Genomic DNA, 15503 nt, shown 5'->3' on the forward strand with positions numbered 1-15503 from the left:
TTAACCATCATATGGCGATTTTTAAATTTACTCGAAATGTTCAATACAGCTTGTTTTTTGCTTTGGCTTGTTTATTCAGCCAACCGGTCTTCGCGGATGAAGTGATTAAGCAAACGGCGAATGGTGGCATCAATTGGTCTAAAGGGACTATCTTTGCGCATGGTTATGGTGTTGCACCGCAAGATAAAATTGCAACTTCAAAAGCGCGTTTGCTGGCACGGCGGGCCGCCCAACTTGATGCATATCGAAATTTAGCCGAGATTGTCAATGGTGTTAGGGTTAACTCTCAAACATTAGTTCAAGATATGACACTGGCCAGTGATACTGTGCGCACTCAGGTAGAAGCTGTGATTAAAGGGGCAATCATGACTAAAGATCATTATCAAAATGATGTTGCCACAGTCACAATGGAAGTGCCGATGGCCGGTAATTTAATGGAAACTTTTATTCCAAAAGATAAGGCTCGTCATAGTGGGTTAACTTCAACTGCAAATGGATTGTCTGGTTTTGAGCTATATCATGCAAAAATAAATCATCAATGGTCGACTTTTAAGCAATCACTTAATTTGAATTTTATTGCCCAAGCGCATGCAGCTCCGCAACCATTTGTGATAACCACTGCCGAAGAGGCTGAATTCACCAAAAAAATGGCCCATTGGTTAACTTTACAAGGTGCTGATAAAGCTGCTGAACAATTGAACCTTTTTATTCGAGAATTTGAAAATACCTCAAGTTTCACTGGGCTGTTAATTGATGCAAGCAGCGTAGTTGACTTTGAAATCGCTGCAGTGCCAACCATTCGTAGCGAAAGTGGTGAAGTGATTTATCCCAATGATGACACCTCGTATGACGACCTAGTTAAAAAACGTCCTGTTTCATATGATTTTGATGTAGATGATGCAATCAGAAATACTCGAGTTGCGATTAAACCCATGATAGTAAAAGCCAAAAAAACCTATAAGCTGAGAAAGTCCGATCTTGTAATCGGTGATGCAGAAGCAAAAATTTTACAGAATAACAAAACCATCTATCAAGTAATGCACAATGCTGGCGTTATGGTTGTGGTGGCCGACTAAATGATCTACCGAATTATCTGTTTGTTATGGGTATTTGTCAGTGTTAGTGCTAATGCGCAAGCTACAGTTGATGAAAAGTATTTAAAGTCGGAAAAAAGAGTTGTAGTGCAGGCACAAAAATATATTGAAGCAGGTGAGTTTGAAAAAGCGCAGGCACTCACTGCGCAAGCGCTGAAACGATATGCAGACAATGACATGATTTATGCCTTGCAGGGTGAAGCTCTGTATTTGGCCAAGAAGTTTGAGCCAGCAGAAGCTAGATTTATGCAGGCACTCAATTTAAATCCTCTCAATACAGTTGCGAAAAAGTATATTGAAGAGATTAGAACAACCTCCGAGTTGTCTGAAAGTGTTCTCTCGCAAGAATGGAAATCTGTAGCCCGTGACAAAATTGGTGACTTTATTGTATTGGTTATCGGTATTTGGTTGGGGACAACCCTAAACTCAATCGGGGCGCGAGTCGCTCGATGGCGTTTTCGAGTACACAGTAAAAAATTGTTTTTGGCAAATGATTTTGATGATTTTGCCGATTTATTAGAAATTCAGCTTTCTTCAAATGAATTGAAACCATTGCGAGAGAGTATGGCGTTTATGCTCAGGCATAAAACTCTCGAAGAATCGATAGCGATTCTTGAAGAATACGTTAATCGCCCAGATCACCTAGAAACTTTTGTTAGGATGCTAAAAAGTGATGCAAAACGAATGGCTGAGGAAAGTTAGATTAAACGCCTTGATGTTGTTAGTGATTATGCTAACCGCTTGCTCATCAACGCCAACTCTGCATCCAAATTTACAAACAGCTCGTAGTGACTTTAATAACAGTCAGCAGACTGACACGCTTGAGCAATATATTTCGAAGCAGCTTAGATTGCAGAAGACTTTCGCACAATTTGCCGATGTTGAGTATTTAATCAAAAGTCATTTACGTTTGGTGGATGCATATCAAAGGCATCAGCAACAAGCATTGGCTGCACAATCGATTGAGCAATGCAAAAAATTGTCAGTGGTTCGTGCCTATTTAGCTTATCATGCAGACTGTTTGTTATCAGAGTATCAGTTGCAACCGAGTGAGTTGTTGTTACAAAAAATTGCCTTGATGAAGTTAGATAAACGCCAGCAGGCTTATCTAGCATATTATCAACAGGACTATACTCGGTTATCCGAACATTTGCAGAGTATCGAACAAACACATCCACTTGATGCCGCAATCTTGCATTACCAACTTGGTTATAGCCAATCGAATATCCACAGCGTAACCACGAGTTTGGCATTGGCCCAAAAACATAACTTGCCACAATTAGTGACGGACAGTTTGTTTTTATTGAGTAAGTTACATCACCAAGCCGACAGCCAACAGCTGAGTTTATGGTATTTTTCGCTGGCACAAGCGAGCGCACAGGCTCATCAACCAAAATTGCTTAAACCCATGCAGCAATGGTTTGACTCGGCCCACAAGGCAAATAAATGATCGGCTTATTCGGCTCATATTTACGAGGTCTATTTAGTTACTTCTTAGATATTGCTGGACTGTTGGCTCTGACGATTAAAGAATCAAGGCACCTTATCCATCCAGCAAGGCGCACAATCTTTTGGATGATGTTTAAACGCCAGCTCTATAATACGGGTGTACGCGCAATTGGTATCAATACTGCTATTGCGCTGATCATTGGTTCGTTGATGATGGCGCGTCTATACGCAGCCCTACCACCAGGCAAAAGCATGGTTGAGTTTTACGCCAACTTTTTTGTGATTGTGGTTATTCGCGAGTTGGGGCCGTTAATCTCGGGTGTGATCCTAATTGCGCGTTCAGCCACTGCAATTACCGCAGAATTAGGTCATCTAAAACTTTACAATGAATTTGAAGTATTAAAAGCACAACAAATGAGTCCAGTGTTTATTTTTTTGTTGCCGGTATTCTTTGCATTCCCTTTGTCATTATTATTAATGTTTATCTTTTTTAATGCTGTCAGTATATCGTCGGCTTATCTGGTTATCTTACTTGATGATCCCTCGCTGTCGTTTACCGTTTTTCTGAGTGCAATTTTGGCCAAAGTGACTGCGTTAGAAGTTGTTATTACGCTATCAAAGGCATTAATTGGCGGCAGCATGGTTGGCTTGATCAGCTTGCATTTTAGCGGACGAGTAGCCGGTCGATTTACTGATATCAGTCGGGCGATTTCTAGCTCAACAACCGCACAACTGATTGCGTTCTTTACATTGAACGTCGTGCTCAGTTTAATGGCGTACAAGCTATGAGTTTAGATGTTAAACATTTTTACCTAGGTTTTGCTGACTTGAGCTTGTTTGAAGATGCTCAGCTTAGTATTGCTGAGGGCGAAATTGTCTGTTTATCGACAGGTGTTTTGGATGGTGGTACCAGTTTTTTAAAGGCGTGTGCAGGTATTGTCCCATATCAAAGTGGGACCTTGCTGGTCGATGGTGAGGAAATAAGCCATATGCCAGCGGATAAAATCTTTCGCAAGGTTGCATATTGTTATGAAAGTGGTGGCTTAGTTAGTTTATTTACCGTGTATAATAATATTGCACTGCCATTGAAATACCATAGAAACTTTGACAATGACTTTGTTGCTAAACGCATTACTAGTGTGGCTGAACTGTTGGGAATAGCGAGTATATTGGAGTACGACGTTCATCAGTTAAACGATGTGCAGCTACGGCTAGTTAACTTAGCGCGTGCTTTAGTTATTCGACCTAGGTTATTATTGGCTGATGAGCTTCAATCAGGAATGTCACCAGCGATGCGTGAACAAATATTGGCTATACTGAAAGACTATTGTAACCAAACTCGCGCAAGCTTGTTAATGACCACAACTGCAGGTGATAGTCATAGCATAGCTGATAGAGTGTATCGCATTGAAAATAAGAAAATTATTCTGGAATCGCCATGAGTTTTGCTAAACCCAAAGCATTTGAAACAAGCTTGCAAGATAAAGTGCTTGGTATTGTTGTGTTAACAGCAATTGCTTTGGTTTTATATGCAATATACCTTAATCGAGTCAGCGCGCCCCAGCACAACTTTAAATTTGAATTAAGAGCTCACGTTAACCAGACCTATGGAATCGTTGTTGATTCGCCCGTTACTTTGTCTGGTGTGTCAATTGGTAAAGTTTCAACTGTCGAGTTAACCCCCAGTGGTCAAGTTGAAATTCGCATGCAGTTAGATAGTAGCTATCAAAAATTTTATCGAAAAGGAAGTTTGATTCAAATCGATTCGAAACTTGGCTTAAGTACAGTAATATCTGGGAGTGGTTTAACTTTTGTACCTAGTCAAAATACAAATAACTTGTTGAGCAACCGAAGTTTGGTTAAAGTAGTTGAGCCTACCTCGTTTGAGGAGTTAATTGAACAATGGCAAGTTGAGAAAATCGCCGGCCAGCTAACCTCTATTGTGGATAGTCTAGCTGAAATTACCCAAACAATAGAGCAAAACCAACAGCATATTGCTGCCACTTTGCAGCAAGCAGATCAATTAACTCAAAGTTTGCAACAGTCTGCTAATGTTTTACCGCAAGCAATCCAGCAGTTTGATACAAGCTTGCAACAGATCGAAAAATTATCACGCGAGTTGGGTGAAACTTCTCGCCGTGTTGAACAGCCTCTTGTTCAAGCATTGAGTCAGGTGGAGCTGACGGCTAAGCAAGGACAATCGGTCATACAAGCAGTGGAGCTTGGTGTTGCTGACTTACCAGTACTGTTAGATGAAGTTGAACACACGCTTATTTCTTCTCGAAAATTGATGAATACACTCGACAACCATTGGCTATTGCAGAGTGCAAGCGCACAAAAGGTGAACTTTCCTCTACATAAAATTGAGATAGATGATAGACTTTACACCAGTGAATCAAGTAATTAAACGGAGTTAGATATCAGGATGACCAGTTCAAAATATCTACACAATTTAATCGCATTATGTGCAAGTTTACTATTGGCTTTTTCAGCTCAAGTATATGCTGGAAAGGTTGTGGTAGCCAAAGGTGTTGCTGATATCCAACCCGGAAAAGTGGCGCAAGCATACAAAGTCGCACTTGAAAATGCCAAACGCGCGGCGATTGAGCAGGCGGTTGGCACCATTATTGAATCTCGCACCTTAGTCGAAAATTTTCAGATGGTTAGTGACCAAGTAATGACATCAGCCAGTGGCCGGTTGAAAAACTACCGAGTGTTACAAGAAGGCAAAACGGATGATGGATTATATGAAGTCACTATTCAAGCAGAAGCCGATGTTGATGAATTAATTAATCAAGTTGACCAATTTCAAAAAGCGTTAAAATGGCAAAAGAAGCCACGTGTGACTGTGGTTATTGATAACTTCAGTGTTGAAAAAAACGCAGTGTCTGCCGAGCAGGTTAGAAACTATTTAATCGAACAATTATCGGATGATAAATTCCCAGTTTACGATCTAACCAATGATACTCAATTGCGTGGTGGCTTTGTTATTCACTTAAATGTTGCTAAGCAGCAAAATCAAAGTGAATATCAAGGCATGAAATTGACTTCCAATGAGTTAGCCATTAATGCTCGGTTAACTAGAGCGGACGACAGCAAAATAATGGCAACTGCATCTGGTATTAAAACTCTTCCGGGCGCGAGTAGCTCAAAGGCAAGCAAGCGCGCAGCTAAAATAATCGTCAAAGATATTTGGAAAGATTTACGCAAAAAGCTCACAGCTTCATGGGAAGATGAGCAATATGCCGCACGTAATGTACAACTCAATATCATAGATCTCAATTCACTTGATCAAGCACAAAGCGTAGTCAAAGCAATTAAGAGCACATTGGCAGGAGTCAAAGACATTGAGTTGGTTCAATACGAATCAGCTAAAACAGAGTATCAGTTACAATACAGAGGATGGCCTGAGCAGCTAGCAGATGAGTTTAAGTCGGCAGTGTTTTCTCAACGGCATTTTCATGCAAAAGTGGTCAGTTTAGCTGGCAATCAATTAACAATAAAAATTCAGTAACTTCAGGAGCAAAAGATGAAAAAGGCGGCGCTAGTCTTATCTGCACTGATTTTAGCTGGCTGTGGAGCCAGTGGTCAGCAAGAATACGACATAGGTTTAAAACTGAGCCAGGCTCAAAAATATCAGCAAGCGATTCAATATATGCAACAGGCTTTGAAAAAAGAGCCTGATAATACGCAGTATCGCAACAAGCTTAAAGACATTACCAGTAAATTGGTTGGACAATTGGCTCAAGATACCGACGATCTGTTAGCGACACAGCCGCTAACGATTTCGCAAATTGATGAAGCTGAAGAGAAAATTGAGCTGGTTAAAAAGTATGACAGTACTAAAGCAATTGGTTTATCTAGTCAATTAGATTCAGTTAAAACTGACTTTTTAGCTTTAGTGTCAGCCAAATACCAGCAAGGTGTTGAGCATGCAACCAATAAAGATTGGCTAAAAGCTAATGCAGTTTTAAAAGATGTTCAATCGATTTATCCAAACTACGAGCAGACTATGCAGTTGTTAACAACTGCTCGAAGTGAAGGTGCAAATTCACTTTTACAGCAAGGTACTGCGGAATTAAAAGCGGATAATATCTCAAGTGCAGTTGCTTTGTTAAAAGGTGCATTGCAGTTAAACCCATCTTTAAGCCAAGCCAACAACTTACTTAAGTTGGCTGAGCAGAATAATAATAAAGATTATTACCTGAAAAAAGCAGCCAAAGCTGAAGTTGATAACGATTGGGTAGCTGCTGAAGATTATTATTTGAAAGCGTTGGATTTTGACCAGTTTGATTCAGAGCTCGTTAGCAAGTTAAAACGTGTGCGTGTTAACAAAGAGTTGCAGTTGATTAACCAAGCAAATGCATATATTTCGCAAGGTTATTTATTCAAAGCGGTTGAAACTTACAAACAAACGCAAGAATACTCGTTTGCTGATAACAATGTACAACAAAAAGCTTTGCAAGCGTTTTTGTCGGCAAAGATCAACCAAGAAGTAGAGCGTTTTATTGAAGACGATCGCTATGGTTCAGCTTACTATTGGTATAACAAATTGCAGGAAGTTAACCCTGAATTTGAAGACTTATTTAGTAAAAAACAAAAAGTTGAAGATGCAATTTACACCCGAGTACGAAAATCCATTGCGGTGTTTGACTTTAGAAGCCCGTCAAATAATGACGATGCGGGTATCATGATTGCAAACAACTTGATTTCGTACTTGTTCAACAACGCCTCTAAAGATATCAACATCCTTGAACGTGAAAACTTAAAATCGATTCTCGAAGAGATGAAGCTTGGTCAAATCGGGGTTGTTTCTGAAAATACAGCAAAAGAAATGGGCCGTATTTATGGCATCGATATCGCTATTATGGGCAGTGTATTATTATTTAAGGTTGATGAAACTTCGTCTACCTCAAATAAAACGGCTCGTTATCAAATCGGTGAAGTGATTGAAGATAACATTGAATACTTGAACTGGAAAACGCGTAACCCTAAACCAAGTAAAGAAGAGTTACGTACAGCGCCTGTTGCTAAAATCAAAGTACCTAAGTTTGCAGTGAAAGACTATGAGGTACAAAACAAGAAAAAAGTTGGTTTTATCCAAATTTCATATCGTATCGTAGACGTTGCAACAGGGGTGAATACCAGTGTTGAAACATTAGAGCGAAAGAAAATCGAAGAAGACAGTGCTAATGCTGGGATTGATGATGCGGGCATTAAGTTTGATCCAATGGAAGTACCAACAGATACCGAAATTCTTCAGTCAATGACCAGTGACGTGGTTGATCAATTGGCGCGTGAGGTGTTGAAGCCTCTGATGAACTTGGAAAAAGAATATTTCCAGCAGGGTGAAGAGCTGTTAAATCGCCGACAAGAGCTAATTCCAGCGATTGAGAAGTTTACTGATGCGATCTTCGATGAAAAAGTGAAGTCAGTTAACTCGCCTATCAGTGAAAAATCTATGCAGTACATTGAAAAAGTATTTAAGAACTATAAGTTCTAAATAGGAAGTGAGTTATGATTAAACAGCTAAAAAGTGTTGTGTTGTTGCTTGTTTGTTTAAGCGCAACACCACTTTGGGCGGCTTACAATACAGCTTTATTGAATTTAAAGCCGCTCGATATAGATTCCATTGGTTTTGATGGTGATATTCAATTTGCATTGCGGTCTAACTTAGACAAACGTGGTGAAGTGCAAATGATGTCTCGTCGCGATATGGAATCTGAGCTGTTTCGTCAAGGCCTCTCTATGGGCAATTCCGATGAGGATGCTGTTCATATTGGCAAAGCGCTTGGAGTTGAGTTTGTGATTTTTGGTAGTGTGCAAATGTCAGATAATGGCATCGCTACAGAAATTCGCATGATAGATATAGTTCACGAGCGTTTGGCAAAAGAGTGGAAAATATCCTTTAGTGGACGCAATGACATCAATGATAAAGGCCCAGCGCTTGCGAATACTTTAATCAAAGCGATGGCTCAAAGCTTAGTCGATGCAAAAGCAGAAGCTAAAATTGCCTTGGCAGCACAAGCTGCTCAGGCTGAAATGAAAAAACAATATTTATCTGAGTTTATCAGCCAAGTCGTGCAAGGCGGCGTTGAAATTAGCTGGCGTGCCATTGAGCCCGAAACCATTGAAATTTTCAATTTGTATCGAGGAGAAGCTGAAACAGGCCCATATACTCAGATAGCGTCGCTGCAAGCGAACAGTTATTTAGACTCGCAAGTTGAAAGTGGCAAAAGCTATTTTTATAAATTGGCAGTTGTCGAAAAATCAACAGGTGAACAAGCTGAAGATGTATCAATTCAACAGATTACCTATATCGACAAATCGATAAAACTGCGCCCGCTGACACCAACGATTTTATCGGTTGATACTGGTGTCAAACAGTCAACCGTCACTTTTGTGCCGAATTTAGATAATCCAATCAAAGGCCACGTAATCCGTAAATATAAAATTTACCGAAAACGATCGTCGGGCGGTAATTGGTTGCATGTGGGTACATTAACGCTCAATACCGATGAACCTAAATTAAGTTACTCTTTTACAGATAAGAATAATGTTGAAGATGGTGAGCAGTACAGTTATTCAGTCTCTTCAGTTAATAGCAAAGGTTATGAAAGTCCTTTAAGTGGGACTGAGGTGGTTTTTTCACCTGGAACCCCAAATTTATCCGTTCATCAAGATAACTTGTTAAGGCAAGTCGAACTAGATTGGCAGGTGGAAGGCAGTAAAGGTGGTTTTTATATTTATCGTCGCGAACTTGGTACCACCATTTGGCAAAGGGTCGGTGATGTCGAGCAGTCAGATGTACGTAGGTTTATCGATCGCCAGGGTTTACGCGATGGTGCTGAATATGAATATTATGTCAGTTTAGTCAATAATGGCCGAGAATCCGATCCGTCCAACATAGTATCAGCCAAAACTAAAGGTTTACCCGCTAGGCCTGAAAACCTACAAGCACAGAGTGGTTTAGTTAAAGCGGTTAAGTTGACTTGGAATGCAATTCAAGACCCTGATTTAATTGGCTACAAACTCTATCGTATGGAAGACGATGGTAATGGCTTTCAGCAGGGGGACCAGCTTAGCTTAGCTTATGAGATCCCAGGATATCAAACCGCTGAATTTATTGATGGAGATGGCGAAAAACAATTAAAAGATGGTGTGCAATACCATTATGCCATTGCTGCAGTCAATAAATATGGTGCACGCGGTGATTTAAGTTATGTTGCAAGTGCAAGCACTAAAACTTTGCCTAAAAGTGTTGGCCAATTAAGCGCCGAAGCTGGGCAGCAAGATATTACCATTAGTTGGCCTGCGTCTACCGCAGCCGATATCGCCAATTATATCTTATCTAGAAAGTGGAATGAGCAAGACTGGCAACAGATTGCGGTGCTGCCAGCAGATGCAACTGGTTTTGTTGATAAAGAACTCAAGCCGTATGCGCAAACACAATATAAATTAATTTCTCAAGACCAAGCTGGTTTACAAAGTGCGGAAGTTTATTCTTCAGTGGTGACCAATCCTGCCACTTTGCAGCTGAGCGTTAAAAAAGATCAAATGCTGCGACAAATTCTGCTGACGTGGAATGAGCAACAAAATGTCACTGGTTATCAAATATATCGCCGTAAACAAGGTAGCCAAGATTGGAATAAGTTAGTGCAGATAGACAGTCCGTTGACGACAGAATATTTAGACAACAAAAAATTAGCCGATGCTACGGCTTATGAGTATCAAATCAGTGCGATAGATGGATTTGTTGAAACGCCCGCTTCAGAAGCGGTCACCGCTAAAACTAAGTCGTTACCATCACCACCTAAATCGTTTGCAGTACAATCAGGGTTAGTTAAGCAGGTACAATTAACTTGGCAATCAATTACAGATAGTGATGTGGCAGGTTATTACATTTATCGCAAAAACGATGAAGGTAAGATGGAACGGATCAAAACCATTAAAGATATTGCGATTAATACCTATATTGATGATGGTTCGTTATTCAGTAAGCTTAACGATGGGACAGAGTATGAATATGCAATTTCTGCCTATAATACCTATGATGCAGAGGGCGGTCGTACCCGCATTATAGGCGCAACGACCAAACCTGTACCGTCAGCTCCTAAAGGGTTGCAAGCGTCAGCAAACAGCGGCATTGTTGAGTTAGTTTGGAATGCAAATGCTGAGTCTGACATCAGTAATTATGTTGTTGAAAAAGCAACAGCTAGTTGTAATAGTTGGCGTGAGTTGGCTGTTGTTGTATCAAGCCAACAAAAGCACACAGATTCAGATGTGGTCGCGGGCAGTACCTATTGTTATCGTGTCAAAGCGATAGATCAAGATGAGCTAGAAAGTTCGTGGCAGCAAACAGAAGTGGCAATCGCCGCAGCAAGCTCGGCAGCAGTTGAGCAATAAATTTTATGCTGTTTTTTGAGTAAGTTCCAGCTATAAAAAAACGCCTGAATGGCGTTTTTTTATTGGGCTAAGCGACAGGTGCAGTTTTAGAAATGCACTTGTAAACCAGCATAGACACCTTTAAAGTCTAAATCTGTATAGATACCTTCTAAGTCATCTAATTCAAGTGCGAAGCTGCGGTAACCAACTTGTACTTCCATATCCACTGCTAGGTTATCGATAAATTCATAGGCGATACCCACTTGATAATCACTTAAGCTATGGTCACCCACTGACAATAAACTCATATCACCATAAACAGATAAGCCTGTTAATGGTAAACCAACGGCACCAGCAACATAACCCATAGGGACATAACCGCTGAATTCTTCTTCACTGGTTTCAGTTTGAGAACCATTCCCAGAAGAGGTTGTGCCAGTCGCTTTGATATAAGCATCTATATGTTTTACATTTAGGCCAAAATCAAAACTGACTAAACCATTGTCAAATATTTCGTAATACAGCATAAAATCTGTATTGGTTAAATCAGCATCTACGACCACATCTGTATCAGCTTGATAAGTTTCACCTGCGAATTCGAATTCACCTTCAATTTGGCCATTACCAGACAAATCTTCCATTTGATTTCGGCGAACTTTAATATTTGGCACTAATGGAATTGGATGCTCTAAAGCAACGTAAAAAGAAGCGTTACTTGCTGAATCAAAATCAAAGGATTCTTGGTCATCTTCTTTGGTACCAAATTGACCTTCTGGCTCAATGTTCCAGTAATGTGCACCAGCGTATAAGCCTAAAATCATATCTGCTTGGGCACTGGTTGCTGTGGCTAAACACGAAGCTAAAAGTGCTAGTTTAAATTTGTTCTGTGTTTTCATTGTAGATCCCTTTTTCTTTATAAATGGGGTAAAGAGTGAAGCGCAGTGCTCAATATCGCGCTTTGTTTTAATTGTATTGGATTGTAACTAATTTACCAGTAAGACTTTTTGACAATTGCAGGAAAATGGCAAAAAAGCGATTGAGTTAACATTTGTTTCGGGTGGCAAATGTTAACCCAAGCTTACACAAATTTATTCGGCGCGCTCAAATACAGTGGCAATACCTTGGCCTAAACCAATACACATAGTGGCTAGCCCATAACGCGCATCCTTTTGCTGCATTAAATTGAGTAGCGTGGTGCTGATTCGTGCGCCTGAACACCCAAGCGGGTGGCCCAACGCAATGGCACCGCCGTGTAGATTGACTTTTTCATCCATAACATCTGTTAACCCTAAATCATCAATCACAGGCAATGACTGGGCGGCAAAAGCTTCATTAAGTTCAAATAAATCTATGTCTTCAACACTTAAATCTGCACGTTGCAGTGCTTTTAATGTAGCCGGTACTGGACCATAACCCATTACTGAAGGATCGCAACCCGCAACTGCCATTGATTTCACTTTCGCAATTGGAGTTAACCCTAGTTGTTTAGCTTTTGCAGCTGACATAACCAGTAGGCCTGATGCACCATCGGATAAAGCTGATGCGTTACCTGCTGTGACTGAGCCAGATACTGGATCAAAAACAGGTCGCAAGCTAGCGAGTGCTTGCATATTGGTTTCTGGCCGAATGACTTCATCTTTATTCGCGAGTATCAACTTGCCGGTTTGATCATGTCCATAGGTTGGGACAATTTCATCGGAAAAATTGCCGTTTTCACTGGCTTGATGCGCTCTGTGGTGGCTACGGCAAGCAAATTCGTCTTGGCGTTCACGGCCTATTTTGTGCACTCTTGCAAGCATTTCAGCCGTTAGGCCCATGGATCCCGCGCCTTTGGCGGTGTTTTTTGCTAGGCCTGGATGAAAATCTACGCCGTGGGTCATAGGTAAATGGCCCATATGCTCGACGCCACCAACTATATATACCTCTCCCATGCCTGTCATAATCGCTCTAGCCGCATCGTGAAGGGCTTGCATGGAGGAGCCACACAATCGGTTTACTGTTACCGCAGCAACGGTTTTTGGTAAACCCGCTAATAAAGCCGCATTTCGTGCAATGTTAAAGCCTTGCTCAAGGGTTTGCATAACGCAACCCCAAATCACATCTTCAATGTCTTTTGCATCGATTTCAGGGTTGCGGGCTAATAAACTGCTCATTACGTGTGCTGATAAGTCTTCAGCTCTTACGTTACGGAATATGCCACCTTTTGAGCGACCCATTGGGGTACGAATAGCGTCAATGATCACAACTTCTTGAATTTTGGTATTCATGTTATTTGCCTCGCTATTTGGTCGCTAAAAATTGTAGATTCGATTTTGCTTTGTCGAGCAAACTATCACTGAGTTGATACGCAGGCCCTAAGTGCTCATAACTTTTTGCGCGGGTGATATAGCTTTTCAGCCCTAATTGTTGCAAGTACCTGAATACTCCCCCTCTAAATGGCGGGAAGCCTAAACCATAAATCAGCGCCATATCAGCTTCTTCGGCACTCGCTACAATGCCTTGTTCGAGGCATAAAATACACTCGTTGATCATTGGCATCATTAGTCGGTCAATAATTTGTTGCTCGTTAAAGGTTTGCTGAACCACACCGGCTTGCTGCAAGTGAGTTGCTATATAGTCATCTGGCCGCTTTTGTAATTTCCCTTTATTATCCAACTCGTAGCGATAAAAACCACTGCCAGACTTTTGCCCCAACCGCTGAGCATCAACCAACACTTTAAGCAAGTTATCGCTTGGCATTGGCATGCGGGTAGGAAAGCCTTTTGCCATAACAGATTGCGCATGAAAAGCAGTATCTAAGCCTATCACGTCTAATAAATACGCTGGCCCCATCGGCCAACCAAAGCGCTTTTCCATCACTTTGTCGACAGTGGCTAAATCGGCGCCATCAAACATAAGTTGATTGAAAGCTGCTAAATATGGGAACAGAACTCGATTGACAAAAAAGCCCGGACAGTCGTTGACTACGATTGGTGTTTTGCCCATTTTTTTTGCAAACTCAACCACGGTGGCTATCGTTTGTTCAGATGTTTTACTGCCTCGAATCACTTCAACTAATGGCATTTTGTGTACAGGGTTAAAAAAGTGCATACCGCAAAAGTTTGCTGGTCTTTGTAGATCTTGAGCGAGTAAATCAATTGAGATGGTTGAGGTGTTGGTCGCCAACACAGCATGATCGCTGATGGTTTGTTCGGTTTCCGCGAGCACTTTAGCTTTTACATTGGCATTTTCGACAACCGCTTCAACTACAATGTCAGCTGGCTTGAGCGCATTGTGTTCAAGTGTCGGCTGAATGCGGATTAAACTTTGTGCAGCTTGCTCGGCTGATATTTTGCCCATTGACGCCGCTTTGTTGAGTAATTTGGCGGCTTCTTGCATTCCTAAATCAAGTGCGTTGGCATTAATGTCTTTTAAGATCACCTTATGTTGACGGCTGGCTGCTTGGTAAGCAATTCCTCCGCCCATAATACCTGCACCTAATACGGCTGCTGTTTGCACTGGCGCTGCAAGTTTTTTCGCTGATTTAGCTAAACTTTTAACCTGCTGGTCGGCTAAAAACAATCCAACGAGTGCCTGTGCCTGTGGTGTTTGAGTTAGTTCAACAAAGTTTTCGTTTTCGATGCGCATTGCGTCATCTCGCGCTAATTTCGAACCTTGTTCTATCGTTTCTACAGCTTTCAGTGGTGCAGGGTAATGGGAACCGGCTTTTTGCATAACCATGGACTTAGCTAATGCAAAACTCATTGCGTTTTCAGTTTTGTTCAGCGATAAAGCACTGAGTTTTTGTTGGCGTCTTTGTTGCCAATTGAACTGGCCGTTGGCCGCTTGGACAGCACAGTCTATTGCGGCTTCGCGCAGTATCTCAGGCTCGACAACCGCATCGACTAGCGAAAGTTTTAACGCGTCTGCTGCTTTTAATTCTTTACCTGTGGTGATTAGCTCCATTGCATTGTCTGCCCCTAACAAACGCGACATTCTAACAGTACCACCAAATCCGGGCATAATACCCAGCTTAACTTCAGGCAAACCAATACGAGCTTGAGTATCGGCAATGCGAAAATCTGTTGCTAAAATGGTTTCACAACCACCGCCTAATGCATAACCGTTAATGGCGCTAACTGTTGGAAAAGGTAAATCTTCAAGTGCATCGAAAATGTCAGTTGCATATTTTATCCAACTTAACAATTCAGTTTGAGGTAAGGCAAATTTATCCAAAAACTCCGTTATATCAGCCCCTACGATAAAAGCTGGCTTAGTGCTGGTGAGCACCAGTGCTTTGAGTTGGCTTTGTTGAGCTTTTTCGATAGCACAGCGGAACGCTTCTAAAGTCTCTTTGTCGAACTTATTTACCGAGCCTTGGGCGTTTAATATCAGTTCGCCTATTTGCTGCTCTAGCTCGACAAGCTGAATGTTGTTACTTTGAAATAACATGCAGATACTCCCATTGATAGTTTAATTTGGGATAGATAAAGTCCAGAATGTTCTAAATTATTCTATGACTTTACTTACACTTGTTCGTTCACTTGTTTAAGATAATGTTAATAAACGCGTTATCTGATTAGAGTGTAACCAGTA

Annotated in this window: 12 protein-coding genes; 9 read left to right on the forward strand and 3 right to left on the reverse strand. The window is 41.2% G+C overall.

The genetic code is table 11. The annotated features are described in order from the left end of the window. Positions 1 to 11: 11 nt before the first annotated feature. From DS2_RS19645 to DS2_RS03775, 9 genes are read left to right on the forward strand one after another with little or no spacing between them, the layout of a single operon-like run. Positions 12 to 1076, forward strand: coding sequence for an LPP20 family lipoprotein (locus DS2_RS19645; RefSeq protein ID WP_051479596.1), 1065 nt, complete (start codon positions 12 to 14; stop codon positions 1074 to 1076). Continuing rightward, positions 1077 to 1796 (forward strand): tetratricopeptide repeat protein, encoded by a 720-nt coding sequence (locus tag DS2_RS03740; protein ID WP_035013295.1) that lies wholly within the window; start codon positions 1077 to 1079, stop codon positions 1794 to 1796. It abuts the gene before it with no gap. Beyond that, positions 1765 to 2544, forward strand: a complete 780-nt coding sequence (locus DS2_RS03745) for a hypothetical protein (protein ID WP_152537536.1) — start codon at positions 1765 to 1767, stop codon at positions 2542 to 2544. The genes DS2_RS03740 and DS2_RS03745 overlap by 32 nt, the downstream gene beginning before the upstream one ends. Next, positions 2541 to 3332: an MlaE family ABC transporter permease gene (locus DS2_RS03750; protein ID WP_035013297.1), complete on the forward strand. Its 792-nt coding sequence runs from the start codon at positions 2541 to 2543 to the stop codon at positions 3330 to 3332. Before DS2_RS03745 ends, DS2_RS03750 begins: the two co-directional genes overlap by 4 nt. Continuing rightward, complete coding sequence (locus DS2_RS03755) at positions 3329 to 3985, forward strand: ATP-binding cassette domain-containing protein (protein WP_035013298.1); 657 nt, start codon at positions 3329 to 3331, stop codon at positions 3983 to 3985. The genes DS2_RS03750 and DS2_RS03755 overlap by 4 nt, the downstream gene beginning before the upstream one ends. Continuing rightward, positions 3982 to 4950, forward strand: a complete 969-nt coding sequence (locus DS2_RS03760; RefSeq protein WP_035013299.1) for an MlaD family protein — start codon at positions 3982 to 3984, stop codon at positions 4948 to 4950. Before DS2_RS03755 ends, DS2_RS03760 begins: the two co-directional genes overlap by 4 nt. An 18-nt stretch (positions 4951 to 4968) precedes the next feature. Continuing rightward, complete coding sequence (locus tag DS2_RS03765; protein WP_035013300.1) at positions 4969 to 6057, forward strand: hypothetical protein; 1089 nt, start codon at positions 4969 to 4971, stop codon at positions 6055 to 6057. A 15-nt stretch (positions 6058 to 6072) separates the two neighbouring features. Next, complete coding sequence (locus tag DS2_RS03770; protein ID WP_035013301.1) at positions 6073 to 8046, forward strand: CsgG/HfaB family protein; 1974 nt, start codon at positions 6073 to 6075, stop codon at positions 8044 to 8046. A gap of 14 nt (positions 8047 to 8060) precedes the next feature. Then, positions 8061 to 10949, forward strand: a complete 2889-nt coding sequence (locus tag DS2_RS03775; RefSeq protein ID WP_035013302.1) for a hypothetical protein — start codon at positions 8061 to 8063, stop codon at positions 10947 to 10949. An 86-nt stretch (positions 10950 to 11035) separates the two neighbouring features. On the opposite strand, the gene DS2_RS03780 is transcribed toward DS2_RS03775, so the two are convergent. From DS2_RS03780 to fadB, 3 genes are all read right to left on the reverse strand, one after another. Then, positions 11036 to 11824, reverse strand: a complete 789-nt coding sequence (locus tag DS2_RS03780) for a TIGR04219 family outer membrane beta-barrel protein (protein WP_035013303.1) — start codon at positions 11822 to 11824, stop codon at positions 11036 to 11038. 192 nt (positions 11825 to 12016) lie between these two features. Continuing rightward, positions 12017 to 13195 carry an acetyl-CoA C-acyltransferase FadA gene (gene fadA, locus DS2_RS03785; RefSeq protein WP_035013304.1) on the reverse strand — a complete coding sequence of 393 codons (1179 nt, stop codon included), beginning with the start codon at positions 13193 to 13195 and terminating at the stop codon, positions 12017 to 12019. A 13-nt stretch (positions 13196 to 13208) separates the two neighbouring features. Further along, on the reverse strand, positions 13209 to 15359 hold the full coding sequence (fadB, locus tag DS2_RS03790; protein ID WP_035013305.1) for a fatty acid oxidation complex subunit alpha FadB: 2151 nt from the start codon (positions 15357 to 15359) through the stop codon (positions 13209 to 13211). Positions 15360 to 15503: the final 144 nt, after the last annotated feature.

Source organism: Catenovulum agarivorans DS-2, from assembly GCF_000568405.1.
Classification (GTDB): domain Bacteria; phylum Pseudomonadota; class Gammaproteobacteria; order Enterobacterales; family Alteromonadaceae; genus Catenovulum; species Catenovulum agarivorans_A.

Excerpts from the sequence above, each read along its gene's own strand:
- DS2_RS19645 (WP_051479596.1), top strand. The coding sequence starts at position 12 with ATGGCGATTTTTAAATTTACTCGAAATGTTCAATACAGCTTGTTTTTT.
- DS2_RS03740 (WP_035013295.1), top strand. The coding sequence starts at position 1,077 with ATGATCTACCGAATTATCTGTTTGTTATGGGTATTTGTCAGTGTTAGT.
- DS2_RS03750 (WP_035013297.1), top strand. The coding sequence starts at position 2,541 with ATGATCGGCTTATTCGGCTCATATTTACGAGGTCTATTTAGTTACTTC.
- DS2_RS03755 (WP_035013298.1), top strand. The coding sequence starts at position 3,329 with ATGAGTTTAGATGTTAAACATTTTTACCTAGGTTTTGCTGACTTGAGC.
- DS2_RS03760 (WP_035013299.1), top strand. The coding sequence starts at position 3,982 with ATGAGTTTTGCTAAACCCAAAGCATTTGAAACAAGCTTGCAAGATAAA.
- DS2_RS03765 (WP_035013300.1), top strand. The coding sequence starts at position 4,969 with ATGACCAGTTCAAAATATCTACACAATTTAATCGCATTATGTGCAAGT.
- DS2_RS03770 (WP_035013301.1), top strand. The coding sequence starts at position 6,073 with ATGAAAAAGGCGGCGCTAGTCTTATCTGCACTGATTTTAGCTGGCTGT.
- DS2_RS03775 (WP_035013302.1), top strand. The coding sequence starts at position 8,061 with ATGATTAAACAGCTAAAAAGTGTTGTGTTGTTGCTTGTTTGTTTAAGC.
- DS2_RS03780 (WP_035013303.1), bottom strand. The coding sequence starts at position 11,824 with ATGAAAACACAGAACAAATTTAAACTAGCACTTTTAGCTTCGTGTTTA.
- fadA (WP_035013304.1), bottom strand. The coding sequence starts at position 13,195 with ATGAATACCAAAATTCAAGAAGTTGTGATCATTGACGCTATTCGTACC.
- fadB (WP_035013305.1), bottom strand. The coding sequence starts at position 15,359 with ATGTTATTTCAAAGTAACAACATTCAGCTTGTCGAGCTAGAGCAGCAA.